At 42.0% G+C, this 24,233-nt stretch carries 22 protein-coding genes; 16 read left to right on the top strand and 6 right to left on the bottom strand.

The annotated features are described in order from the left end of the window. The first annotated feature begins 26 nt into the window (after positions 1-26). The 7 genes from H5123_RS02465 (at position 27) to H5123_RS02435 (ending at position 6,545) form a co-directional block, all read left to right on the top strand. Positions 27-2,228 (top strand): TonB-dependent receptor, encoded by a 2,202-nt coding sequence (locus H5123_RS02465; RefSeq protein WP_182696933.1) that lies wholly within the window; start codon positions 27-29, stop codon positions 2,226-2,228. 53 nt (positions 2,229-2,281) lie between these two features. Next, a complete protein-coding gene (locus H5123_RS02460) occupies positions 2,282-2,542 on the top strand; it encodes a hypothetical protein (RefSeq protein WP_182696932.1) in 261 nt (86 codons plus the stop codon). A gap of 5 nt (positions 2,543-2,547) precedes the next feature. Next, positions 2,548-3,258: a nicotinamide riboside transporter PnuC gene (pnuC, locus tag H5123_RS02455; protein ID WP_124015749.1), complete on the top strand. Its 711-nt coding sequence runs from the start codon at positions 2,548-2,550 to the stop codon at positions 3,256-3,258. A gap of 78 nt (positions 3,259-3,336) precedes the next feature. Beyond that, entirely contained in the window at positions 3,337-4,293 is a 957-nt protein-coding gene (locus H5123_RS02450; RefSeq protein WP_182696931.1) for a phosphotransferase, read from the top strand. Positions 4,294-4,343: 50 nt separating this feature from the next. Then, complete coding sequence (locus H5123_RS02445) at positions 4,344-5,189, top strand: DUF6279 family lipoprotein (RefSeq protein ID WP_182696930.1); 846 nt, start codon at positions 4,344-4,346, stop codon at positions 5,187-5,189. A 92-nt stretch (positions 5,190-5,281) separates the two neighbouring features. After that, positions 5,282-5,881, top strand: a complete 600-nt coding sequence (locus H5123_RS02440; protein ID WP_182696929.1) for a DoxX family protein — start codon at positions 5,282-5,284, stop codon at positions 5,879-5,881. 115 nt (positions 5,882-5,996) lie between these two features. Then, entirely contained in the window at positions 5,997-6,545 is a 549-nt protein-coding gene (locus H5123_RS02435) for an NAD(P)H nitroreductase (protein WP_124015753.1), read from the top strand. Between the two features lie 97 nt (positions 6,546-6,642). Here H5123_RS02435 and H5123_RS02430 read toward each other — a convergent pair whose 3' ends face one another. Next, a complete protein-coding gene (locus H5123_RS02430) occupies positions 6,643-6,843 on the bottom strand; it encodes a hypothetical protein (RefSeq protein ID WP_124015754.1) in 201 nt (66 codons plus the stop codon). Between the two features lie 189 nt (positions 6,844-7,032). Then, on the bottom strand, positions 7,033-7,737 hold the full coding sequence (locus tag H5123_RS02425; protein ID WP_182696928.1) for a glutathione S-transferase: 705 nt from the start codon (positions 7,735-7,737) through the stop codon (positions 7,033-7,035). 225 nt (positions 7,738-7,962) lie between these two features. Between H5123_RS02425 and H5123_RS02420 the strand changes: the two genes are divergently transcribed. The 3 genes from H5123_RS02420 (at position 7,963) to H5123_RS02410 (ending at position 11,699) form a co-directional block, all read left to right on the top strand. Beyond that, positions 7,963-9,009, top strand: a complete 1,047-nt coding sequence (locus H5123_RS02420) for a rhodanese-related sulfurtransferase (protein ID WP_182696927.1) — start codon at positions 7,963-7,965, stop codon at positions 9,007-9,009. Positions 9,010-9,647: 638 nt separating this feature from the next. Continuing rightward, positions 9,648-11,051 carry a molecular chaperone gene (gene yegD, locus H5123_RS02415; protein ID WP_182696926.1) on the top strand — a complete coding sequence of 468 codons (1,404 nt, stop codon included), beginning with the start codon at positions 9,648-9,650 and terminating at the stop codon, positions 11,049-11,051. A 180-nt stretch (positions 11,052-11,231) separates the two neighbouring features. Next, entirely contained in the window at positions 11,232-11,699 is a 468-nt protein-coding gene (locus H5123_RS02410; protein ID WP_124015757.1) for a CreA family protein, read from the top strand. 190 nt (positions 11,700-11,889) lie between these two features. On the opposite strand, the gene H5123_RS02405 is transcribed toward H5123_RS02410, so the two are convergent. Beyond that, positions 11,890-13,266: an L-serine ammonia-lyase gene (locus H5123_RS02405; RefSeq protein WP_124015758.1), complete on the bottom strand. Its 1,377-nt coding sequence runs from the start codon at positions 13,264-13,266 to the stop codon at positions 11,890-11,892. Between the two features lie 233 nt (positions 13,267-13,499). Here H5123_RS02405 and nagZ point away from each other — a divergent pair, with 233 nt between their 5' ends. Beyond that, positions 13,500-14,525 carry a beta-N-acetylhexosaminidase gene (gene nagZ, locus H5123_RS02400; RefSeq protein WP_182696925.1) on the top strand — a complete coding sequence of 342 codons (1,026 nt, stop codon included), beginning with the start codon at positions 13,500-13,502 and terminating at the stop codon, positions 14,523-14,525. A 92-nt stretch (positions 14,526-14,617) separates the two neighbouring features. Here the strand turns inward: nagZ and H5123_RS02395 are convergent, their stop codons facing one another. From H5123_RS02395 to H5123_RS02385, 3 genes are read right to left on the bottom strand one after another with little or no spacing between them, the layout of a single operon-like run. Further along, the gene (locus tag H5123_RS02395) at positions 14,618-15,610 is read right to left on the bottom strand and encodes a peptidoglycan binding protein CsiV (protein WP_182696924.1); all 993 of its coding nucleotides are present in this window, start codon (positions 15,608-15,610) and stop codon (positions 14,618-14,620) included. Further along, the gene (mfd, locus tag H5123_RS02390) at positions 15,600-19,136 is read right to left on the bottom strand and encodes a transcription-repair coupling factor (RefSeq protein ID WP_124015761.1); all 3,537 of its coding nucleotides are present in this window, start codon (positions 19,134-19,136) and stop codon (positions 15,600-15,602) included. Before mfd ends, H5123_RS02395 begins: the two co-directional genes overlap by 11 nt. 54 nt (positions 19,137-19,190) lie before the next feature. Next, complete coding sequence (locus H5123_RS02385) at positions 19,191-19,790, bottom strand: hypothetical protein (protein WP_124015762.1); 600 nt, start codon at positions 19,788-19,790, stop codon at positions 19,191-19,193. A gap of 157 nt (positions 19,791-19,947) precedes the next feature. On the opposite strand from H5123_RS02385, the gene H5123_RS02380 reads away from it, so the two are divergent. The 5 genes from H5123_RS02380 to H5123_RS02360 are packed head-to-tail and all read left to right on the top strand — an operon-like array spanning position 19,948 to position 24,012. Continuing rightward, positions 19,948-21,192 (top strand): lipoprotein-releasing ABC transporter permease subunit, encoded by a 1,245-nt coding sequence (locus H5123_RS02380; protein WP_182696923.1) that lies wholly within the window; start codon positions 19,948-19,950, stop codon positions 21,190-21,192. Continuing rightward, positions 21,192-21,911 (top strand): lipoprotein-releasing ABC transporter ATP-binding protein LolD, encoded by a 720-nt coding sequence (lolD, locus tag H5123_RS02375; protein ID WP_182696922.1) that lies wholly within the window; start codon positions 21,192-21,194, stop codon positions 21,909-21,911. Before H5123_RS02380 ends, lolD begins: the two co-directional genes overlap by 1 nt. After that, positions 21,908-23,149 (top strand): lipoprotein-releasing ABC transporter permease subunit LolE, encoded by a 1,242-nt coding sequence (gene lolE, locus H5123_RS02370; RefSeq protein ID WP_182696921.1) that lies wholly within the window; start codon positions 21,908-21,910, stop codon positions 23,147-23,149. Before lolD ends, lolE begins: the two co-directional genes overlap by 4 nt. A gap of 24 nt (positions 23,150-23,173) precedes the next feature. Continuing rightward, positions 23,174-23,755 carry a GNAT family N-acetyltransferase gene (locus H5123_RS02365; protein ID WP_182696920.1) on the top strand — a complete coding sequence of 194 codons (582 nt, stop codon included), beginning with the start codon at positions 23,174-23,176 and terminating at the stop codon, positions 23,753-23,755. A 14-nt stretch (positions 23,756-23,769) separates the two neighbouring features. Further along, entirely contained in the window at positions 23,770-24,012 is a 243-nt protein-coding gene (locus tag H5123_RS02360; RefSeq protein WP_182697076.1) for a DUF3624 domain-containing protein, read from the top strand. Positions 24,013-24,233: the final 221 nt, after the last annotated feature.

Below are 24,233 nucleotides of genomic sequence, written 5' to 3'. Positions count from 1 at the left end.
ATCTCAAAATTACTATTTGAGGTCCTATGTTCACGAAAAATTCTATTAGATTACACCACACCCCCATTGCCTTAGCGGTGATTACAGCCATAAGCTCACCTATTGCTATGGCTAAAACCGCTGATGTTGAACGCGTAACACCTGAATATGAAAAAATGGAAGTCATTGTCGTTAATGCTGATTTTAGTAATATCAGCCTTGAGAAAATGCCCTCCAGTGTCACCGTTATTGATGCGCAACAATTAGAAGATGAAGGCGCACAGCATTTTGAAGATGTGCTAAATTCGATTGCTAACTTTAATTGGTCTGGTGGTAGCTCTCGACCTAAATACTTCCAAATTCGAGGTGTTGGTGAGCAAGAGCAATATCAAGGTGCACCTAACTCATCAGTTGGTTTTGTGGTCGATGACATCGATCTATCAGGCCTTGGCATGGTATCGAGTATGTACGACATGCAACAGGTTGAAGTGTTGCGTGGTCCGCAGGGGACTCAGTATGGTGCCAACGCATTAGCCGGATTAATTTACCTAAAAAGTAACGATCCTACAGAGTCGTTTGAGCATGGCGCAAAAGTCAGCTTAGGTGACGATAACCTGCGCACTCTGTCAGGATTCAGCTCCGGCCCGCTTAATGATTCAGGCAAACTACTCTACCGGGTATCGTTAGAGCAACATAACCAAAATGGTTATCGTGACAATCTTTATCTTAATCGCGACGATACCAATGAGCGTGACGAATTGACTGCCAGAGCGAAGTTACGTTGGTATGCGACTGACGATTTGCAAGTTGATTTAACCTTGTTACATGCAAACTTTGATAATGGCTACGATGTGTGGACATTAGACAATAATCCCAGCAATACTTTAACTGACCAACCTGGCGTTGATACGCAAAAAACCTCCGGTGCTGGGATTAAATTTATTTATTCTGGTATACCAACATTTGATTTCACGTCGTTAACCTCGTTTGCGCAAACCGACCACAATAATGGTTATGATGGCGATTGGGCTAATCCAGAATATTGGGCAAGCAAACAATGTGCAGCTTATGATGACTCTGGTGCCGTTAATGGCAGCGAACCTTGTGTTTACGATTATACCTGGGATAAAAAGGGCGACCGTAAAACCTTTACCCAAGAATTTCGTCTATCGTCAAAAACCGCTGGGCGTATTTTCGCCGGCAGCACCGACTGGTTAGTTGGCGTGTATGCGATGAATTTACAAGAAGATAATGACTTGTATTCAGAGTACAACACTTATCCAGATGAAGTGCTGCAGTCCAGTTACGATGCGACCAATTATGCGGTATTTGCTCAATTAGACAGCCATTTAGGTGATGAATATTTATTGTCTACAGGACTTCGACTTGAACGTCGTGACAGTGATTATAGTGACAGTAATGAAGATAATTTCGCCCCATCAGAAGATATGTGGGGCGGGCATATTGCGTTATCAAAAGCCATTAATGCTGACCACAATGCCTATGTACGTATTGCCCGCGGTTATAAAGCGGGTGGTTTTAATATGACATTACCAGCTCAATTATCAGACAAAAAAGAGTTCGATACTGAGATCCTATATAACTATGAATTGGGCTTAAAATCGAGCTGGTTTGACGGTGAAGTCGATTCTACATTTGCGTTATTTTATATGGATCGCCAAGATCAACAAGTCGCCGCGTCGTTACAAGATCCTGATAGCCCCCAACGGTTTATTCTATTTACTGAAAATGCAGGTAGCTCGAATAACTATGGTGCAGAACTCGATGCTAAATGGTATTTAACCGAGAATATTGAGTTTTATGGCAGCTTTGGTTGGTTAGAAACCGAATATGGTCAATATCAATACAGCGATAAATATGGCTCAACTGTCGATTTGTCTGGCCGTGAACTGGCTCATTCACCTAACGTTACCTACAGTGCCGGTATGACCTATGTTGCTGACTCTGGTTGGTTTGCCAACGTGAATGCCAGTGGTAAAAGTCAGTTTTATTACTCAGACAGCAACGAGTCCAAGTCAGATGCTTATACCATTTATAATGCCCGTGTAGGTTATGAAACGCCAACTTGGTCGGCTTATTTATGGGGCCGTAATGTGTTTGATGAGCAGTATGGCGTGCGTGGTTTTTACTTTGGCAACGAGCCAGATCAAGGCTGGGTAGATAAACAATATATTCGTTACGGTGACCCTCGCCAGTTAGGTGTGACCTTAGAAGTCCAATTTATGTAATTAAACAAGGCCGCTGTAACTTAATTTACAGCGGTGTTAATTAAGGAATTAACATGAAATTAACAGCAGAAATCAGCATGTATCCGTTGAATGAAAATTATCTTGATCCGATTAAGTGGTTTATCGGCAGACTAGATAGTTATAGCAGTATTGAACGAGTCACTAATGCGATGGCAACACAGGTGTGTGGCGAGTATGCGGATGTAATGTCGATGCTAGCCATTGAAATGCAAGCGGCTCATCAGAAATGGGGCAAGGCTGTGTTCGTGTGTAAATTTATCGGTGGTGAACTTGACCTTGCACATAGCGAATAACATTCATGAATGATTTATTGTTAACGCTGCAACAAGCCTTGAGTGAGGCGTCATTAATGACGTTTTGGGAGGCGATTGCGGTTATGTTAGCCTTGGCTTACTTAATTCTGGCGATGAAGACCAATATTTGGTGCTGGTCTGCCGCATTCGTTAGCACTGCGATTTACACGGTATTATTTTGGAATGTTTCCTTGTTGATGGAATCGGTGCTCAATATCTATTACATGGGGATGGCGGTATACGGTTATTGGTTGTGGTTACATGTACCAGACTTGCAGCATAGAAATTCCCACAATATTGATTCACATAATAATACTCATCACACCATAGATACTCACCAGCTGAATATAACCAGTTGGTCTTGGAGTGCTCATGCCGTTGTGATTAGCGTAACATCATTGGTTTCTATGCTGGTGGGGTATGTTATGGCCAATTATACCTCGGCAGCATTTCCCTATGTTGACGCGGCAACCACGTGTTTTGCGGTAGTAACAACCTACTTAGTCGCCAAAAAAGTGTTGGAGAACTGGCTTTATTGGGTAGTCATTGATTTTGTGTCTATCTATTTGTACTTCCAAAAAGGCTTGATGTTGACCTCTGGGCTGTTTGTTTTATATGTCGCGATGGCCTTGGGTGGCTACATCATGTGGCGCAAGAAATATCGTCACAATATAATACAGCAACAGAATACCATCCAAGAAGTGGTTGGCGCATAGCCAACCACTTTCCCTTTTTAATAGAGTAAATATCAGATGCCACAAGCCTTGTTATCTCTGCCTAATGAGATACTTGATATGATTGAGCAAACGATGCCAGTCCCATTGTTTCAGCAACTTGCTGCACAATGTACGGCGGTAATGGTTTTTAATACAGGCATGAGCAATATTAATATTAAGCTCTGTTGTAACGATGGCGATAAGGTATTAAGAGTCAATCAAGCTCACAGTAATTGGTGTGATAGAAAGCTTGAAGTGGCCTGTTGGCAAGTCGCGATGGCAGCTAACATTGCACCGGCCCTGATTTGGGTCAGTGATAATAATCAAATATATTTAAGTGAGTTTATTGATCAGCAAAACATGGATTGGTCGATCTTGTTTACAATGCGTGGTCAGGCATCGATTCGACAAGCAACAAAGACGCAGATTACAGCAGTGGATGCGGTGCCTTTATTAAGCGAATTATTTCGAACGCTCAGTGGATTACCCATACCGAATAAAAGTATGACTGTGAGCACTCAGTGGCAACAATACGCACATCAATTAGACTCATTAAGTGCATCTCAAACCAATTTGCAGTGGCAACACGCTTGGCAGCAATTATTGCGCTTAAATGGCCTTGTTCGACAGTGGTTATCGCAGCTGGAGGCTTGTGTGTTGCTGCCTGCTTTTTGTCATCGAGATTTGACCCCGCATAATTTACTACTCAGCGGTCATCAATCGCAGCGCTTATTATGCATTGATTATGAATACGCGGTGGCCAGTCATCCGTTATTTGATTTAGCCAGTGTGATCGCCACACATGAGTTATCATCAAGGCAAGTAAATCAATTAGTTGATAGCGTTATCTTGCAGTATTGCCAAACCTCTAATCTTACAGATGTTGCTGCAGCTAAAGCGGCATTACCAGCAGCCATCAATTGTTTTTGGCTATTTTCAGCGATGTGGGCATTATTAATGGCCGCCAAAGAACCACAAAAATCCACACAATACATACATTACTTTACAAAATATTTTACATTAATGACTTGCTAATATGCCCTGATAACGTACAAATAAGATAAGTTTTGCAAAGGGAATCATTTGTGTCTAAAAAATTAATTATCCTGCTGTTAAGTAGTTTATTTTTTGTTGGCTGCTCAACTAAAGTAAGTTACTTCTTTTTGGATTGGGCGATTGAGTGGGAAGTTGAAGAATACGTAGACTTAACCTCAGAGCAACAAGACAAATTTGATCTCATTGTTGAGTCTTTTCTCGTCTGGCATCGCCAGCAAGAGTTGCCACGTTATCGTGATCAACTGTCATTATTATCAAGCTTAACCAATCAGCAGACCATGACGCCAGAGTTATGGCTTGAACAAGTCTCAATGGCAAAAGCTCATTGGTATCGTATTTTCGATTTTGTTATGCCAGATCTGTTACCTCTTATTGCGAGTCTAAGCGATGAACAAGTGGAGCAGATTTTAGTGCAGCTGAAAAAAGAACAGCGAGAGTTAATTGAAGAATATGCAGGTAAAGATCAAGCCGAATTGATAACCGACTCAGACAAAAGAATCGCGAAGCAATTATCTGAATGGACAGGGAATGTGACAGATGAGCAAAAAGGTATTATTCACCAAGCCAATACTGAACGTTTAGCAACATTAGATATGTGGTTAGAGTATCGCCATGAGTGGTTGAGCCAATTTGAACAAGCACTGAAACGCCGCCAGCAAACAGAATATTTTACTCAACAAATGACGTTGTTGATGGTTTCACCTGACGAGCTAAAATCTCAAGTCTATCGAGATAATGTAACTGAAAATACCCGAAAATTCGGTTCAATGTTGATTACTTTAAATCGCACTTTTAGTCCAAAACAACGTAAGCATTTCGATAAAAAACTAACAGAGTTAGTGGATGATTTAACTGAGCTTCATTTAGACAAATAAACAAGCATCTAATGAGTATCATAGCCTCAGCTGAAATCTTTTCTATTCTTAGCGGGTCTCTTGTAGTAATAACGAGATCAGTAGGGATGATTATGCAAATGCTTAGCGGGTTATATCAACAGTTTTTAAATGTCATTAAACACATTCAAGGTTTTGCGCCATTAGCATTGAGAATTTATTTGGCACCTGTGTTAATGCAAGCAGGTTATAACAAATTATCACATTTTGAAGACTCCGCCGCTTGGTTTGGTAATCCAGATTGGGGATTGGGTTTGCCTATGCCCGATGTCATGGTAGCAATGGCAGCAGGTACAGAATTGTTTGGTGGTTTTTTACTGCTAATCGGACTTGCTACTCGCATGGTTGCAATGCCTATGATGATGACCATGTGCGTAGCCGCTTTTGCGGTGCACTTACCTAATGGTTGGTTAGCCATTGCCGATCCCAGTTCGTGGTTAGCAAATGAGCAAGTATTAGCATCAGCGGAAAAGTTGGCTGCGGCCAAGTCTATTTTACAACAGCATGGTAACTATGAATGGCTTACCAGCTCAGGTAACTTGGTTATCCTTAATAATGGTATTGAGTTTGCTATGACCTATCTCATCATGTTGTTTGCTCTCTTTGTACTAGGGGGCGGGCGCTACACCAGTGTTGATTATGTTATCGCTCAGCGTTTTTTAAAAAATGCCTAACTAGGATCTGTTTTAATTGAGTCCAAAAAGATCAACCCTGTTTTGAATATATCCCACCCAATAGGTGGGATATTTGTTAATATCGGTACCTGAATTCATTCCAAAGGAGCGTATCTTGGACGCAACACAACTACTCCTGACTCGCCAGTCTACACCACGCCTAATTGCCCCAGCACCAAATGCTGAGCAACTTACATTATTGCTCAATGCCGCTGCAAGAGTGCCTGATCATGGAGCATTGAACCCATGGGAATTTATTATCGCAATTGATGATGGTTTAGCTAAATTGGCAGACATTTTCGTTGACGCCGCTAAAATAACGGGAGCCGATGAAGCATTTCTCGCCAAAGTGGCCAATATGCCTTATCGCGCCCCCATGGTCATTACTGTGGTTGCAAAAACACAAGTACACGATAAAGTCCCCATTTTGGAACAGCAAATTGCAGCTGGTTGCGCCACAATGGCAATGCAACAAGCCGCTTTTGCCATTGGACTCGGTGCAGTATGGCGCACTGGTGATTTTGCTTTTGATGCTAATGTACACCAACAATTAGGCTTGTCTAAGCAAGACCAAATTGTTGGTTTTTTATATGTGGGAACACCTGCGGTAACTGCGCCAATAAAACCACTAAAAGAAGGTCAGCAATTCGCTCGCTATTTATAAGCTAAGCCAATACAAGATATGAGCCTTACTTTAACGAATATAAAATGAGGCTCGTTTTGGCGATTCAATAAGCTAATAAAAGCATTTATGTCAATGGCTATTCGTAGAACTCAAGTGGGATCATGTTCTGATAAACATAATAACCTAACGGCCCCATTAACAAACTGAGTGAAGACCACACAATCCGTTGGGCATTTTTGATATGTGCTTTCGACGTTAAGGCTCGATAGCAAAAGTGAATATGTAAAATCAATAATGCAATAAGCATTAAGACTAACGTAATGTCCATATTATCCATGTCATGTTCCTTTGCGTTCCAGCAATGACTTAGTTAAGTATAAGTTTACAATTGAAATCTGTAGTCAAAAGAATAAAAATCCATTTTCTCTAACTGCTATTCATTGTTTATGTTATTTAATTTACTTGAAAAATAAACCAATTCATAGCCTGTAAACCATTAAATATTCATAATTTTTTAATTTTTGCACTAAGGTATGACGCGTCCATCATCATTCGTTGAATGTTTGAACTGGATCTTATTTTGTTGTGGTAACCACAATGGATATTTGTACATCGCCAGAATAAATAATCGGCTATTGACTAGCGTGGCCAACCAAGTATGGACTTTAGGGTAGGGCATGCCGTTAAACCATGCAGGTTCAACATTAGCAAATTGCCTAATAAAGGGGAAAATAGCAAAATCGGCTAAAGTAGGCGTGTCGGTACACAAATACAGGTGTTTTTGTAACTGATTTTCCAGTAACTGAATAAACTGCTCAGCGTGTTGTCGGTAGTAAAGTTGACTGTATTCAGGGTACCTGTCTGCATACTTGTATTTATCTAGCCAAGGCTTAAAGTCACAATCGTTAGCATTTATGAGCCTTGTCGTTGTGGGCTTATCTAACCATGACAATAGCGATTGATACTCGCCAGGCGTTAAGTGATGGGTTGCAATATCAGGATACTCAGTTAATGCATAGCGCATGATATCAATGCTTTCACTGATCACTTGGTTGTCCTGTGTGACTAATACGGGCACAGTACCTTTGGCTGATATCGCTAACATCTCCCTAGGTTTATGTTTAAGTTCAATTTCACGTACTAGTGGGTTTAGCTGGCTTAAATGTATCCCCATACGGGCGCGCACTGCATATGGGCAGCGACGAAAGCTATATAAAATGGCACAATTCATTAGATGTCATATAAAATTAAGTCTTACTAATAGAGTAACGCTTTAGAGATAAAAATCCCAAAATAAAATGCAAATCACAGTGAAAACCGTGGTTGGAATTGTTTTAGTATTTTTTTTAGTGTGATTTAGGTATACTTTCGGCCGTTTTTTTGAGTCTGCACACTGTGTGCGGACCTTATTATATGCACTGGAAATTAAGTTCCAGCTAGCGGAGACGCCACTGTTATGCAAGACACTCATCAACACCTTACTCAACACTCTCAGCCAGAGACATTGCAACCCAGCTCTAAAGTTGCGGTGTGCGCATTATATAAATTTGTTGCCTTACCTCATTTTGAAGCTATTCGTCAGCCATTGCTGACTGTGATGGAACAACATGATATCAAAGGAACCTTGTTACTGGCCCAAGAAGGGATCAATGGCACCGTTGCTGGAACCCAAGCAGCGATTGAAGATTTATTGACTTGGTTAGACACACAACCAGGTCTAGATAACATTGTCACCAAGTGGTCTTTTGATGATGAAATGCCATTTTATCGCACCAAAGTAAAGCTTAAAAAAGAAATCGTCACTATGGGCGTTGAAGGTATCGACCCGCGTAAAGTGGTAGGTACCTATGTTAAGCCGAAAGACTGGAATGCCCTGATTTCAGATCCTGATGTGGTGCTGGTTGATACTCGTAATGATTACGAGGTGAAGATAGGCACATTTAAAAATGCCGTCAATCCTGTTACCGAGACGTTTCGTGAGTTCCCTGAGTACGTTAAACAAAACCTCGATCCTGCTAAGCATAAAAAAGTGGCGATGTTTTGTACTGGTGGTATTCGTTGTGAAAAATCGACGGCTTATTTAAAAGAGCAGGGCTTTGATGAGGTTTATCATCTTGAAGGTGGCATTTTAAAATATCTTGAAGAAGTCGAGCAAGAACAAAGCCTATGGGAAGGTGAGTGTTTTGTATTTGATAACCGCGTGGCGGTGAATCACAGCCTTGAAAAAGGTCAATACGATCAGTGTAATGCTTGTCGTATGCCGATAACTGAAGCTGAAAAGCAAACTGATGCTTATGTTCAAGGCGTGAGTTGCCCGCATTGCATCGATAAGGTACCCGCTGAGCAGCGTCAGAGATTTATTGAGCGTGAGCGTCAAGTTCAATTAGCCAAACAACGTGGCGAAGTTCATATTGGCAGTGACGTAAAGCAAGTCATTGATGCACGCCGTCAGCACAAAGAAGCTCAGCGTAAAGCCCAAGAAAAAGTAAACAGTAAACAGTAAAGGTTAACCGTTAAACTAAAGAGTGAACTAAACAGTTAAAGCCCATCATTGCCGATGGGCTTTTTTGTGGCAGAGCGCCGTTATCATCGAAGCTCACTAAGTTGTCACTGATTGACTAAAAATACATTACAGCGAACCCATTCCTTGATTAACGCTAGATAAATAACATCAAGCTTTTCTTGTAGATGAATCACCTTATCTTGTATTTTCGCCATTGCTGGATAATAAAATTGCGCGCCATACAGAGGCAACACGAGCCTTAAAAAACTCTCCATGCTACTCGAAAAATACCTAACAACCGTACACGTTCAGTTAATGGACCATGTTTATCGTAGGCTTCTTGCAACACTCAGGCATTAAAGGATAACCAAGATAACTCTTAGTCAATTGAGCAATTTTTAAGCCGAAGATGCAATGAGACCTGTTAGAAGATTGATATGCGACATATTGAATTATCACTATCTAACTAAAAGTATTAATGGAGAAATACTCTGTGGCACTTAGTTTATGAGCTTTTATGACAGATTTATTGATGGGCTAAGCTTTTCCTTGGTACAAAACCGCATAAATGGTTTAGCAAAACCGATTATTATGCTATTTTGAGCGCTTTTTTTATTTGAATGACTAAAGGTAGGCCGATGTTTGTTGGATTCGATTATGGCAGTGCTAACTGCGCGATTGGGGTAATGATTGATAATGCAGTGGCATTATTGCCATTATCAGCGGACTCAGATTTCATGCCGTCAACATTATATGCGATGGACCGCGAGCTAATAGCCGAAGCTGTATATTGGGGCTTACCTGAACATTTAAAAGCGCAGTATTCTCATTTACGCAGTTCGCAATTGATGCGGGCAAAACAAATGCGCCATGAGCTAGATCTGTCACCAAACGAGCAAGCCGTGTTTGTTGGACAAGCTGCAATAGATGCCTATTTGGAGATGCCTGAAGAAGGTTTTTATGTGCGTTCACCAAAATCTTTTTTAGGTGCTAATGGCCTGCGTGTTGAGCAAATTGCCTTATTTGAAGACATTGTCACCTTGATGATGCAGCACGTTAAATCCCTAGCCGATAAGGCATTAAATGCCAAATCACTGACATCAGCGAGCCATGCGGTGATCGGTCGACCAGTTAACTTCCAAGGCATTGGTGGCGAAGAAAGTAATCTGCAGGCCGAAGCTATTTTACGTCTAGCGGCGACGCGTTCGGGCTTTACTGATGTAACGTTTTTATTTGAGCCCTTAGCGGCGGGGATGGATTTTGAGTCAAATCTTAACGATGACAATACCGTGCTTGTCGTTGACGTTGGCGGTGGTACCACTGATTGCTCTGTAGTAAAAATGGGCCCGTCACATATTCATCAACAAGACCGAACGTCGGACTGCTTTGGCCATTCAGGCCAACGTATCGGCGGTAATGATTTAGATATCGCACTGGCAATGACAGGCTTAATGCCAAGTTTTGGTGCTGACACCTTAATGATTAATGGTAAACCTATGCCAAGAACGCCTTTTTGGAACTCGGTTGCGGTAAATGACATCAGTGCTCAACGTGATTTTGTTAGTTTACAGTCGCGCAAATTAGTTGAGCAGTTAATTAAGGAAGCTCAGCAACCTGAGCGATTAGTTCGTTTACAAAAAGTACAAAAAAATCAAATGAGCTATCAAGTTGTCCGTCAAGCTGAAGCGGCGAAGATCAGTTTGTCTGATCATGACACGATTCAATGCCCATTGGATTTTATTGAAAAAGGCTTGTTTGTCCCTCTAAGTGCAGCGCAGTTTGCGCAAGCCATCAATGATCCTCTCGCTAAAGTTGAGGCGTTAATGAAACAAGCAATGCAAACGGCTATCACTAAAGCGGAACAACAAGATTGCGACATGCCAACCACTCCTGATATCGTGTATGTCACAGGCGGTACAGCCCGAAGCCCAGCGATATACGATAGAATTGCGAGTGTGTATCCAAATGCCAAAGTCGTGGTGGGTGATTATTTTGGTTCGGTAACAGCAGGTTTAACTCGTTGTGCTCAAAGCGCATTTTAACGAGATTACATTTAACAGATAAAGGCTCGTTATTATGCGAACAAATAGCCTGTAGGTTAGCAACCTTGTCAGCCAAGGGCTCGACCTTATGAAGCCCTTAATTAAGTGTAATGAGGCGGTGCGAAGATATAGGCAAGCTCTTTTGACGATAATTACTGTCCAATTTTATAAGGTTTACTGATGAAAAAAATACTTACCGCGATATGTTTAGCTACACTTGTTACTGCGTGCTCTGATAACGAAGTTGGTGATGTTTCACTGGGAATGTTTACTACGCAAGATATAAAACTAAATATTTTAAAAGATGAAATTGTCTCTGGTGTAACTTGTCATATCGCCTCAATCGAAGCCAATCTGAGTTTTTCAGACCCAAGTGATAGCTCCATCTCTTGCAGACAAACTGGTGAGATCACTGCGGATATGATTGCACAAATAGATAAGAGTAAATCAGGTGAAGTGGTATTTAAAAAATCAAAAAGTATTTTTTTCAAATCAATGAAGATTAGAAGGATCTTCGATGCTGAAAATCAAACCCTGATGTATGTTTCTTATTCCACTAAAGAAACATCAGGAAGTTTTAAGCATAGTCTTTCGACAGTGCCACTTTGGGGAACCAAAGCCTATGTTGAGCCAATTCAAGCTCAATAATCACCAGGTTAGCGCTAGCTCATGGTAGTCACTACCTTGGTTGACGATTGTTCGTAGCCATTAGATATAACTGCTTGTGAGTTCAATAAGTCGCTATTCACAGATCCTCGATATTGTTTAACATATAAAAAATGCCTGTTAGGGTTACTAACAGGCATTGTTACTTGATTTCATTTACTTTATGCGTGAATTAACATTCGACGATATTCACCGCAAGACCGCCTTTGGCCGTTTCTTTATATTTACTGCGCATATCTTTACCAGTTTCCATCATGGTTTTAATCACTTTATCCAGTGAGACTTTATGATTACCGTCGCCGCGCAGCGCCATACGTGAAGCATTAATCGCTTTTACCGCTCCCATGGCATTACGTTCAATACAAGGCACTTGCACTAAGCCGCCAACAGGATCACAGGTTAAGCCTAGGTTATGTTCCATGCCAATTTCAGCGGCATTCTCAACCTGTTCTACAGTTCCGCCCATAATTTCAGTTAACGCACCGGCTGCCATTGAACAGGCTACGCCTACTTCGCCTTGGCAACCGACTTCGGCGCCAGAAATGGAGGCATTTTTCTTGTACAAAATACCAATAGCAGCAGCGGTTAACAGATAGCGACTACATACATCGATATCCACTTCTTGAACAAACATGTCGTAGTAACACAATACCGCAGGAATAATCCCCGCAGCACCGTTTGTGGGTGCGGTTACGACGCGATCGCCTGCTGCATTTTGCTCATTAACCGATAAAGCAAACAAATCAACCCAGTCCATGGCGGTCAATGGGTCAGTGTTATTGCGTCCTTCTGCTTTTAAGCGGCGGTAGAGCGCGGGAGCACGTCGGCGTAACTTTAAACCGCCTGGCAATATGCCTTCCTTTTGATAACCGCGTTCAACGCAGTTTTTCATGGTTTGCCAAATTTTCCACAAACCTTGCTTGATTTCATCTTCACTGGCAATGCTAAGTTCATTGGCCATCATTAATGATGAAATGCTTAAGCCATTATCACAACACAGTTGCAGCAATTGCAGGGCACTATTGAAGTCATAAGGTGCTTGTTCAATTGGCGTTGCTGGAGATGCATTTTGTTGAGTGATTTCATCTTCATCGAGAATAAAACCACCACCAACAGAATAATAAGTACGTTGATATATGCATTCGCCTTTAGACAAAGCATATAAGGTCATGGCATTAGCATGCGCGGGTAAGGTTTTACGTCTGTGGTAGGTAACACCGTCTTCGCGAGTAAATTTAACCTGACGACCGTCTGCCAAGGTAAGCTTTTGGCTGGTAGACACTGTCTCTAAAATGGCATCAATGGCATCGGTATCGACGGTTTCTGGGTCTTCACCCATTAGGCCTAAAATAACCGCTTTACCTGTGCCGTGGCCTTTGCCTGTTTGACCTAAGGATCCAAATAATTCTGTTTGTAACTCGTCGGTATTCGCTAATAAATTATTATCAGCGACATGCTGTATAAAAATTTTACCAGCTTTCATAGGACCCACAGTATGAGAGCTAGAAGGACCGATACCAATTTTGAACATGTCAAATACACTAATCATGTTGTTTAACCCTTGCTGAGTCGTTTATTGTTTTCGTTATAAGTGAGTATAATCGTCACATGTAATGTTGGCGGTTTATCTCTTATTCCTGCTAGAGTATCCCACACATTAATCAATGTTAGTTCATTAGATTTTTTGATGCATTATTTTCACATTAGCCAGTCTTATACTTAATGGGTTATTTGACGTGGTTAACCTGACAAAGTCGTCAGCTTTATAGATAGGAGAAAGGTTTGAGCTATTTAATGATGGATCTTGCAGGTTTAGCAGTATCTGTGCTTGAAACCGAGCAATTACGGCACCCTCAGGTGGGTGGTATTATATTATTTAGTCGTAACTTTGAAAGTAAAAGTCAACTAATTGAACTGGTTAAGCAAGTTCGTCTTATTCGTCCTGAATTATTAATTGCCGTTGATCACGAAGGTGGTCGAGTTCAACGTTTTCGTGAAGGCTTTAGTTTAATTCCTGCTATGGGTGATATTTTACCTGCTGCTAAAGGCGATTTAACATTAGCTAAACAATGGGCGAAGGAGTGTGGTTTTTTAATGGCTATTGAGCTTTTAGCCTGTGACATCGATTTAAGTTTTGCGCCCGTATTAGACGTAAATGGTATCAGTGAGGTGATTGGTAAACGCAGTTTTAGTGCTATTGCTGATGAAGTTAGCGTGTTAGCCCAACAATTTATTATTGGCATGAATGAAGCCGGGATGGCTGCCGTAGGTAAACATTTTCCTGGTCATGGCAGTGTCGCTGCCGATTCACATATTGCAATGCCTGTTGATCCGCGCAGTAAAGAACAGCTGGAAAATGTCGACATGTTGCCGTTTACCCAACTGATTGGATCACAGCAGTTGCAAGGTGTTATGCCTGCACATGTTGTTTATTCTAATATTGATCCTAATCCTGCGGGGTTTTCACCTTATTGGTTACAGACCATTTTACGTCAACAATTAGGCTTTAATGGGGTTATTTTTTCTGACGATTTAGGCATGAAGGGCGCGAGTTTTGCCGGTGATTATCTTGGGCGGGCTAAAGCGGCATTAGATGCGGGTTGTGACATGATTTTGGTATGTAACGACCCCGTTGGTGTAAAGGCTTTATTAACCGAGTTTGATTGGCCCGCTGCAGAGCCTATGCATACCGCTCTAACGTTAAAAGGCGATGCAGAGCAAACACTAAAGGCACTTGAGCAGCAAACTCGGTGGCAGGCAGCGCAACAATTGGCATCCGATATCACAGCCATGGCGCAGTCGTTATAAACAGTTTCGATAGTAAATGAGCTTGGTATTAAGCAAAAAAACCGGATCAATCGATCCGGTTTTTAATTATCTGCTTGTCAGATACTCAGCTATTAACCTGTATATGGCACAGCTTGATTAGTGGTAGAACGTTCTGTTAAATCAATCGGTTTCACATTAGTGGGTTGAGCCATTTTACGAATTTGCATCACAATACCCAATTGTGGGTGATCAAAATAATGGATTTCACCACTGCGAACCCGTCGATTTTGGATCAGTGGAATACTTTCTAAGTAAGGCGCCAATTGTTTTTTACCTTCAATGTCTAACGCTGAATATTCGTTAAACTCCAAAGGACTCGATTCCACCATTTTTTGAGTCGGTTTACGCAAGGCCAAATTATTTTCAATGTAAAGATAATGACTGAGGTAAATGTTAATTGAGCCGTCTAATTCCCAGACCGGGTTAATCTTCGGCGCTTCATAAACATCACCTAATGCACCAAACTCTGTACCTGGTTTTGTTTCTGCTGGATTTGGCTTTTTAACACTTAAACCATGATATTCAAAACTCTTTGAAAAATCCTTACCACCAAAAATACGGATAGGCTTAGCTCGTCGACGAGATTGCATATTTTGCTGCCAAGTTAAATGCACTAGCCCTTTAACATACGGTTCGCGGCTAATGGTTCTAATTAAGTCACTAAATTGACCTTGGCTATTAGCCAGCAACAGTGGCCCTTGACTTAAGTATGCCTGTTGTGGCGAGCTAGCTCCGATATTAAATGGAACTTGGCTTGGATAGGTGACCGTAGTATTGCTGACTATTGGATCATTACAATTGCTAGCACCATTGGTCCAGTCGGTTGAAGTACAACCATTTAAGCCAACGGCCACTCCGGTGATGTCGGTACTGATCACTGGGGTAATAATATCTACCGTATCGTTACTCAGTTTGGGAGGTGCGGCATTTAACCACTTTTCAACAGAGGGTTGTTGGCGTTCAAATACAAACACTTCAACTTCAAACCATGATTCTGCATGGGCTGAAAAGCTGTGGGATAGCGCTGTGATAGCGGCGATAGTAATCGCAAGTTTACGAAGCACTATTTGTCTCCAAAATTTGATGTTTAGCGAACTGTTCAAGCAAGGTACTGATGAGCTCAAGACGCTCTTTGCTTGTTTCAGCAGGAATATTGAACTTTAACTTATTTGGCCCGTCCATTCGATAGATTTGTGGCTGGTTTTGCAACAAACCAATAATAAACATTGGATCGACGTGATTTTCTTGACCAAATTCAACACTGCCGCCTTTAGCGTGCATTTCTATTTTGGCAATACCCAATGCCGTTGCCTGGTGTTTGTATAGCGTGAGCGCCATTAGATTTCGCGTTGGTTGAGGTAACATACCAAAACGGTCGATAAATTCGACTTTAAGCTCATCAAGCATGCTATCTGTTTCGCAGTTAGCAATACGTTTGTAAAGTGACAAACGCATGTTAACGTCACTGACGTAGTCTTCAGGTAATAACGCTGGAATACGTAAATCAATTTCTGCTTTGGCGCTCATCATATAAGCTAAAGAAGGCTCTTTTCCTTCTTTGAGGGCCTTTACGGCAGATTCCAGCATTTCCATGTATAAACTAAAGCCAATTTTTGAAATATGGCCACTTTGTTCATCGCCGAGCAATTCACCTGCACCGCGAATTTCTAAATCTTGAGTCGCCAGTAAAAAACCGGCTCCAAGATCTTCTAAGGCTTCAATCGCTTCAAGACGTTTACGTGCATCTGGGGTCATGCGTTTAGGATGCGGGGTCATCATGTAAGCATAAGCTTGGTGATGCGAGCGCCCAACGCGACCACGGAGCTGATGCAGTTGCGCTAAACCAAACATATCTGCTCGGTCAATCATAATGGTGTTGGCACTGGGCACGTCGATGCCGGTTTCAATAATGGTGGTACACACCAGTACATTAAAGCGTTGATGATAAAAATCAGACATCACTTTCTCAAGATCGCGCTCACGCATTTGACCGTGGGCAGTAATCACGCGCGCTTCTGGCAACAAATCGCGAATGTTTTGTGCGGTTTTCTCGATAGTTTCAACATTATTGTGCAGATAATACACTTGGCCACCACGTAAAATTTCACGCAATATGGCTTCCCGTGTGGTGGCCTTATCATATTCGCGCACAAAGGTTTTAACCGCTAAACGTTTAGCCGGAGGCGTAGCGATAATCGATAAATCTCGCATACCCGACATGGCCATGTTTAAGGTTCGCGGAATAGGGGTGGCTGTGAGAGTAAGAATGTCGACGTTGGCTCTAAGTGCTTTAATTTTTTCTTTTTGACGCACGCCAAAGCGGTGTTCTTCATCGATAATCAGTAAGCCAAGATTTTCAAAATTAGCTTCTGATGACAGTAATTTATGAGTGCCGATAACAATATCGACTTTGCCTTCAGACAATTGTTCAACCACATTGCTTTGCTCTTTGGCTGTTCTAAAGCGCGACATGACTTCAATCACTATGGGCCAATCGGCGAAACGGTCGGTAAAGTTTTCATAATGTTGCTGCGCCAACAAGGTTGTTGGCACTAATACTACCACTTGTTTACCGGCATTCACCGCCACAAATGCTGCGCGCATGGCCACTTCTGTTTTGCCAAAGCCCACGTCACCACAGACTAAACGGTCCATAGCTAATGGCGCTTGCATGTCTTCAAGTACCGCAAGAATGGCGCTTTCTTGATCAACCGTTTCTTCAAAGGGGAAACCTTGGCTGAATTGAGCGTATTCTTGTTCATCGATACTCATCGCTTCGCCTGGACGAGCTTGGCGACGGGCATATACATCAAGTAATTCAGCTGCCACATCTCGAATACGTTCAATGGCTTTTTTCTTGGCTTTTGCCCAGGTTTCGTTACCTAACTTATTAAGATGAGTACTGCCGTCGGCACTGGCATTGTAGCGGCTAATAAGGTGCAGTGATGACACGGGCACATACAGTTTGTCGCCACCAGAATATTCCAGTTTTAAATATTCGGCGACTAAGCCGCCGGTATCAAGGGTTTCTAACCCCTGGTATAAGGCCACGCCATGTTCAAGATGCACTATGGGCTGACCGACTTTAAGTTCGGCTAAGTTTTTAACTAATACATCTGAACTAACTTGTTTTTGTTTTTCGCGGCGACGTTGCTGCGAGATACGTTGACCAAATAACTCGGTTTCACAAATGATGCTCACGGCACCTTTTGTTGTGTCGGTTAGTACACACCCACGCGAGAGCGGGGACACGATTAAACCAATACGGTCTTCGGCGGCTAAGTAATCATTAAGATGATCAAACTGTTTAGGTTTGATGCCAATTTTAGCAAATAGCTCTAATAAGGCCTCACGGCGACCTTCTGATTCCGCACTAAATACTAAGGCTGGGTGCTGTTGACAATATTCTTGTAACGCAATCAGCGGTTGCTTGAGTTTATGATTGGCATTGATGTCGGGCAGTTTTTCAACGTTGGCTACAAGAGTGTGTTTAGGCAGTGCAACTTCTGCCAACGGCTCGCCAGCATTGTTAGTATCGCTAGCAATATACTGCTGTAATAACTGCGTGCGGTTATAGGACTTAAATGCCGAAAATAACTCATCATTAAGCAAGTAAAGTTCTTGTGGTGCCAGTAATGGCCGCAGAGGATCGACTCGTCGGTCTTCGTAACGGACATTCACTTCATGTAAGTGGGCTAAGCTGGCTTTTTCAATATCGCCTAAAGTGATAAGTTGACTATCTTGTGGCAAGTAATCAAATAGTGTGGCGATATCATCGAAAAACAGTGGTAAGTAGTTTTCAATGCCGGCAGGCATTAAATTACGACTAACTTGTTGATAAACCGACTCTGCCTCTTTTGAGATCACCTCAAAGCGACGACGATAACGTTGTCTAAAACCTTCAATGGCATTGCTGTCGGTAGGAAACTCTTTCGCGGGTAGCATGCGAATGGCATCACGAGCCATGCCTGAACGCTGGGTATCAACATCAAAAAAGCGGATCGATTCCACTTCATCATCAAACAGTTCTATGCGTAACGGTTGTTTCGATCCGGTAGGGAAAATATCAATAATAGAACCACGAATAGCGAACTCACCGTGCTCATAGACTTGATCAACTAAATGGTAGCCTGTGTCGGTAAGGTGCTGTCTGGCTTGCTGTAAACTGTAAGTATCACCTTTATTAAGCACCATGACATTAGCAGTCATAAATGATTTAGGCGGTAAGCGAACCATTAAAGTGTTTACTGGCACTATCACCACATTATGCTGACTTTGGCCAATATTGGCCAAGGTTTCAAGACGCTGTGAAATCAGGTCTTGATGTGGCGAAAAACTATCGTAAGGCAAGGTTTCACGGTCGGGAAACAAACACACATTGATATTGATGTGATTTAATAAATAACTCAGCTCAACCTCAAGTGACAGCGCACTGGGCGTGTCATGGGTGACAATAATACTGGTACCAGCATGGTTATTAATTAAGTTAGCAAGGGTGATGGCTTGTGAAACCCCACCTAACGTTGCCAAAGTTTGCGTTTGTTGGCCTTTTTTTACACTCGGCGGCGTGAGTACACTAAATAGGTTCATTAAAATCTTTGTCAGTTCCGTTTGCGATCAAGTCGTATTGAATGAGGGGATGCTTCAGCTGCGCTGCCTATCGATAGTCTGTTTGCGTTTTTTGAGCATTTTTTGTTGTACATTCAAGCTTGCTTTAACTAATTGCTCAATATCATCCTCAAGTATTTGACTAAACTCAAGGTCACAGCGCCAATATGGGGTTTCTATGGCATCATCTGTTGCTAAAGGGGTACAGGTTTTTATTTGGCAAATACACAATATGGCAACTAATTCCGTGTGCAAGTAGATGTGGGTTTTAACGTGGTCATTGATATCCAATGGACGTGATGAAATGATACTCACGCCACTGCCACCAAACTGATCGCCTGTAAATAACTCGCCATCTTGCACTTCTTTTTCAAGCACATGTTGTAATACTAAATCGACTTTGCGTGATTGTAGCTTTAAAAAATCGACCACAGCTTTAGCATCATTGTCTAAATTTCGCAGCTGCAGTAAACAATTGGCTTCAAGACTTTTCACTTCTGTTAGTAGTTTTAACCCAACAGATTGCATGTCTCTAAGCTCATCATCTGTGGGTAAGGCACGCTTTGGATCCCACAAAGTGAGATACACATTAAAGTGGTGAGGCACACTAAAATAAGAATTGCTGTCAGGTATCAAGGTTTGCCTCTTTATTTATCACACTAATAGCCCTATTATCGTGCCCAACTTAATGATTTAGCAAGTCATACACGCTGGCTTGTTGTTTTCATGTCATCATTTAGCCCGATTGTCTGACTAATACGCCTAAACTGGCGCACAGGATTAGTATTTTTTTATGAATTTAGGATTTTCATTTTTTATTGGCTACCGTTACTGGCGAGCCCGAAAAGCGAATGCTTTTGCCTCTTTTATTACCTTTTTTGCAGTGTCGGGTATTTTTTTAGGTGTGGCAGCATTGATCGTGGTGAGTTCAGTCATGAATGGCTTAGAAGGTCAGCTCAAAAATCGTATTTTAGGTGCTGTGCCACAGATGACCTTGATCAGTGACATGGGATTTCGTGATTGGCAGCAAAGCACCCAGAGTCTATTGGCTGATAAATATTTATTACAAAAAATTCGCGGCATTGTGCCTAGTGCAACCACTCAAGCTATGATCCAATCGAGCAGTAATATCCATGCGATTCAGATGTATGGGGTGTATCCAGAGCTTGAACAATCCCTGTCGAGCATTGCTTCACATACTTATTCCGATGCCTTTTCAACCTTAAAGGCCGGCAAGTATTTAATTGTCCTTGGAGCTGATCTTGCCCGTAAATTAGATGTAAAAACGGGTGACCGGGTCAGGGTGCTAAGTGGTGATGGTGTGGTGTACTCTCCAATGGGTCCAGTACCTAGTCAGCGTAAATTTACCGTTGCGGGTATTTTTGAAATGGGCTCGCAAGTCGATTCGAGCGTGGCCTATGTGCATTACAAGGATGCGCGTAAGTTGATGCGTCAAGACAGTAATACTATAAATGAGCTGCGAGTATATTTGAAAGATCCTTTCTCGGCCCCGACACTAGCATCGAAAGTGGTTGCCGGATTTGCCAAGCAAAATATTGACATTCAAACCCGTGATTGGCGCCAAGATTTCGGTCATTTATTTTCGGCGGTAAAGATGGAAAAAAATATGATGTCATTGATGCTCAGTTTAATTGTGGCTGTGGCTGCATTTAATATTGTGTCAGCATTGGTGATGATGGTCGTGGATAAAACTACCGATGTTGCGGTGTTAAAAACCCAAGGGTTAACGACTACTTCGGTAATGACGATTTTTATTGTCCAGGGCTCCCTTAATGCATTGTTAGGGCTAATGCTTGGTACTATTGCTGGCATAGTGTTAACCCTCAATTTAAATGAAATATTAACCTCGCTTGGCATTTCTATTTTAGGCTTAGGTCAGACTCTGCCGGTGCAATTTTCATTAGCGCAATTGAGTCTTATCATTTTGGGCACATTATTTATGACCTTATTTGCCACCCTTTATCCTGCGTTGTCCGCCGCAAGGGTTCAACCCGCTACCGCTTTGAGATACGAATAATGAGTCAGACACAACAAGTATTACTTCAGGTTCAGCACGTTAGTAAGCATTATCATGATGGTGAAGTGACCACTCAGGTATTATCTGGGGTTGATTTAACCGTTTATAAAGGTGAACAGTTGGCTATTGTCGGCAGTTCAGGATCGGGTAAAAGTACGCTTTTACACATTATGGGTACCTTAGATACACCCACATCGGGTAACGTCATGCTAGACGGCGAAGACTTATATCAATTGTCTAGTGCCCGTCAGGCGATAATACGTAATCAAGATTTGGGCTTTATTTATCAATTTCATCATTTGCTACCTGAGTTTTCCGCATTAGAGAATGTCGCTATGCCGGCATTCATTCAAGGTAGAGATAAAAAGCAAGCTTTGGTAGATGCGCAAAACTTACTCGAGCGTGTTGGCTTAGGCCATCGTTTGCATCATATTCCGGCACAGTTGTCTGGTGGTGAACGCCAACGTGTAGCGATTGCTCGTGCATTAATCAATAAACCTAAGTTGGTATTAGCCGACGAGCCAACCGGTAATTTAGATGCCAGCAGTGGTAACAATGTTTATGCGATGATCCGCGAGTTGGCCCAGCAGTTTGGCACTGCATTTGTGGTGGTGACTCATGATCACAGCTTGGCCGCTAAAATGGATCGTCAACTCACTATGAAAGATGGTGTGCTTCAAGTTACTGCCAATCCACCTGCTGTAGGGTTAGCAGAATGAGTAAGTGGCTGCCGTTAACCATTGGCTGGCGTTTTTTTCGCGCGCGACAGTCTAATGGCTTTATTGGTTTTATTTCTTTTGCGTCGACCGCTGGTATTGCTTTAGGCGTTGGCGTATTGATTGTCGTATTATCGGCCATGAATGGTTTTGAAAAAGAGTTGCAAGAGCGTTTATTAGGCGTGGTGTCACACGGTGAACTTGTTGGTGTTAATCAACCCATTACCGATTGGCATGTTATCGCGAAGAGTGCCTCAAACATGCCGCAAATTACTGGCGTAGCTCCATTTATTCGTTTACAAGGTTTAGTGCAAAAGCCTGGCGGTTTTCAAGGACTAACGGTCAATGGAATTGATATTAAGCATGAGTCAGATGTGTCGAGTATTGCTGATTATATGCCTAATGATGCGTGGCAATCATTGGCGGGTGATGACAACCATATTGTGCTTGGTCGCAGTTTATTGACAAAATTAGGCTTAAAAGTTGGTGATACTTTAGCTATGTATACCCCTGACACGAATAGTAGTCAGTTAACGTCAGCTAAGAGTCATCGCTTTGTGGTATCCGGTGTATACGATTTGGGCGGCGAAATCGAGTCAACCCAAGCGTATGTGTCGCTTAATTATTTAGCCGATTTACTTGAGTTAGGAACCGGCGTTTCTGGTGTGCGAATTCAAGTCAATAATGTCTTTAATGCGGCGAGTATTACCCGTGATTTAGGCTTTGCTCAAGAGCAATATTTATATATTAATGATTGGACTCGCAGTCAAGGGCATTTGTACCAAGATATTCAATTAGTCCGCTTAGTCATGTATCTGGTACTCGCTTTAGTGATTGCAGTGGCCTGTTTTAATATCGTGTCGACACTTGTAATGGCGGTGCGCGATAAAGCGTCTGAAATTGCAATTTTAATGACTATGGGGCTCTCTCGTGGTGCGATTATGACCATATTCATTCTGCAAGGTGCGCTTAATGGTGTTATGGGCTGTGTTATTGGGGGCGTGTTAGGCGTCAGCTTAGCGTATAACTTAAGTGCCATTGCGAGCAGCATTGAACACCTTTTAGGGGTGCAGTTATTGGCTTCTGATATTTATTTTATTGATTTCCTACCATCAGAATTACATTATCAAGATGTGGCAGTGGTGCTATTAATAGGCCTATTTATGAGCCTTATCGCAACCATTTATCCTGCATGGAAAGCGACTAAAATTTCTCCAGCTACCGCATTGGCGGGCAGATAAGCTCTATGAACCAACGAGGTTGATATGGACTGTAATGCTAATGTGCGTCCACTAAAGTGTCCAACGTTAACCTCGGGCAGCTTAATCATCCGGCCATTGACCTTAGATGATTTAATTGCATTTACCGCTTATAGAGCAGATCCTAATGTTGCTCGATATCAGAGTTGGACGGATTATCACTATCAAGACGCACTAAGCTTATTGAATTTAACCAACTACCAAGATTTTGCTAAAGCAGGGCAGTGGTATCAATTAGCCATTAGTGATCAGCATGAGCTGTTAATGGTCGATCTGGCGGTACATTTTATTGATGACACCCAAGTTGAAGTGGGTTTTACTGTCGCTCCAGCATTTCAAGGACAGGGAATTGCAGCACAAGCGTTAACTTGTTTATTGCAATATTTGTTTGTGGAATTATCTCGTCATCGAGTTATTGCTCAAACTGATTGCCTCAATCTAGCCAGTGCAGCGCTTTTAGAAAAGTTGCAGTTTCGTCGTGAAGGCCATTTTATTAACAATGTGTTTTTTAAAGGCGCATGGGGTGATGAGTATCTGTATGCCATGTTGGCGAGTGAGTTTGATACTCAATATTCTGAGTATAAATGATAAAGAAAGCTGTTATGTCTTGTAACCAATGTACTGATTCCGTTTTCAAACAAAAAATTGGTCGCTGTAAACGCTGCATGTGGCAATTGACGTTACTGAGCGCAATTACATGGCCACTTTGGTGGTATTGTTATGCAGATACCCCTAAGAGCGTAGAATCTATCGCGCTACTTTTCTTTGCAGTTAGTTTTAGCGGGTTACTTACGCTGCACTTGGTTGTATGGACCTACCGCAACCTAACTAGTCCCCGCCGTTAATCTAAATGGTGTTTAATCAGTCCTTTGAATGACTGATTTGATTGTGTTTATTTGTAATAGATAAACTATCGACGCTGCGAGTCACAAGAACGTACGCTTTGTTGTGTAAAACAAATTCCCCCTCATAAATCACAGCGTTGCTTAACTAAGCAACAATCACGACAACATCTGTATCTGTTTTTGTTTACCGAACGAGTCTGCATCAGTATTTCGCTTCAGTA

This window comes from Shewanella sp. SR43-4, assembly GCF_014163845.1.
GTDB lineage: Bacteria > Pseudomonadota > Gammaproteobacteria > Enterobacterales > Shewanellaceae > Shewanella > Shewanella vesiculosa.
Note: the sequence above shows the minus strand (reverse complement) of the source record. Positions and strands in the feature narration are given on the sequence as shown.

Excerpts from the sequence above, each read along its gene's own strand:
- H5123_RS02420 (WP_182696927.1), top strand. The coding sequence starts at position 7,963 with ATGCAAGACACTCATCAACACCTTACTCAACACTCTCAGCCAGAGACA.
- H5123_RS02450 (WP_182696931.1), top strand. The coding sequence starts at position 3,337 with ATGATTGAGCAAACGATGCCAGTCCCATTGTTTCAGCAACTTGCTGCA.
- mfd (WP_124015761.1), bottom strand. The coding sequence starts at position 19,136 with ATGAACCTATTTAGTGTACTCACGCCGCCGAGTGTAAAAAAAGGCCAA.
- lolD (WP_182696922.1), top strand. The coding sequence starts at position 21,192 with ATGAGTCAGACACAACAAGTATTACTTCAGGTTCAGCACGTTAGTAAG.
- yegD (WP_182696926.1), top strand. The coding sequence starts at position 9,648 with ATGTTTGTTGGATTCGATTATGGCAGTGCTAACTGCGCGATTGGGGTA.
- H5123_RS02425 (WP_182696928.1), bottom strand. The coding sequence starts at position 7,737 with ATGAATTGTGCCATTTTATATAGCTTTCGTCGCTGCCCATATGCAGTG.
- H5123_RS02440 (WP_182696929.1), top strand. The coding sequence starts at position 5,282 with ATGCAAATGCTTAGCGGGTTATATCAACAGTTTTTAAATGTCATTAAA.
- H5123_RS02465 (WP_182696933.1), top strand. The coding sequence starts at position 27 with ATGTTCACGAAAAATTCTATTAGATTACACCACACCCCCATTGCCTTA.
- H5123_RS02380 (WP_182696923.1), top strand. The coding sequence starts at position 19,948 with ATGAATTTAGGATTTTCATTTTTTATTGGCTACCGTTACTGGCGAGCC.
- lolE (WP_182696921.1), top strand. The coding sequence starts at position 21,908 with ATGAGTAAGTGGCTGCCGTTAACCATTGGCTGGCGTTTTTTTCGCGCG.
- H5123_RS02405 (WP_124015758.1), bottom strand. The coding sequence starts at position 13,266 with ATGATTAGTGTATTTGACATGTTCAAAATTGGTATCGGTCCTTCTAGC.
- H5123_RS02460 (WP_182696932.1), top strand. The coding sequence starts at position 2,282 with ATGAAATTAACAGCAGAAATCAGCATGTATCCGTTGAATGAAAATTAT.
- H5123_RS02360 (WP_182697076.1), top strand. The coding sequence starts at position 23,770 with ATGTCTTGTAACCAATGTACTGATTCCGTTTTCAAACAAAAAATTGGT.
- H5123_RS02430 (WP_124015754.1), bottom strand. The coding sequence starts at position 6,843 with ATGGATAATATGGACATTACGTTAGTCTTAATGCTTATTGCATTATTG.
- H5123_RS02410 (WP_124015757.1), top strand. The coding sequence starts at position 11,232 with ATGAAAAAAATACTTACCGCGATATGTTTAGCTACACTTGTTACTGCG.
- H5123_RS02365 (WP_182696920.1), top strand. The coding sequence starts at position 23,174 with ATGGACTGTAATGCTAATGTGCGTCCACTAAAGTGTCCAACGTTAACC.
- pnuC (WP_124015749.1), top strand. The coding sequence starts at position 2,548 with ATGAATGATTTATTGTTAACGCTGCAACAAGCCTTGAGTGAGGCGTCA.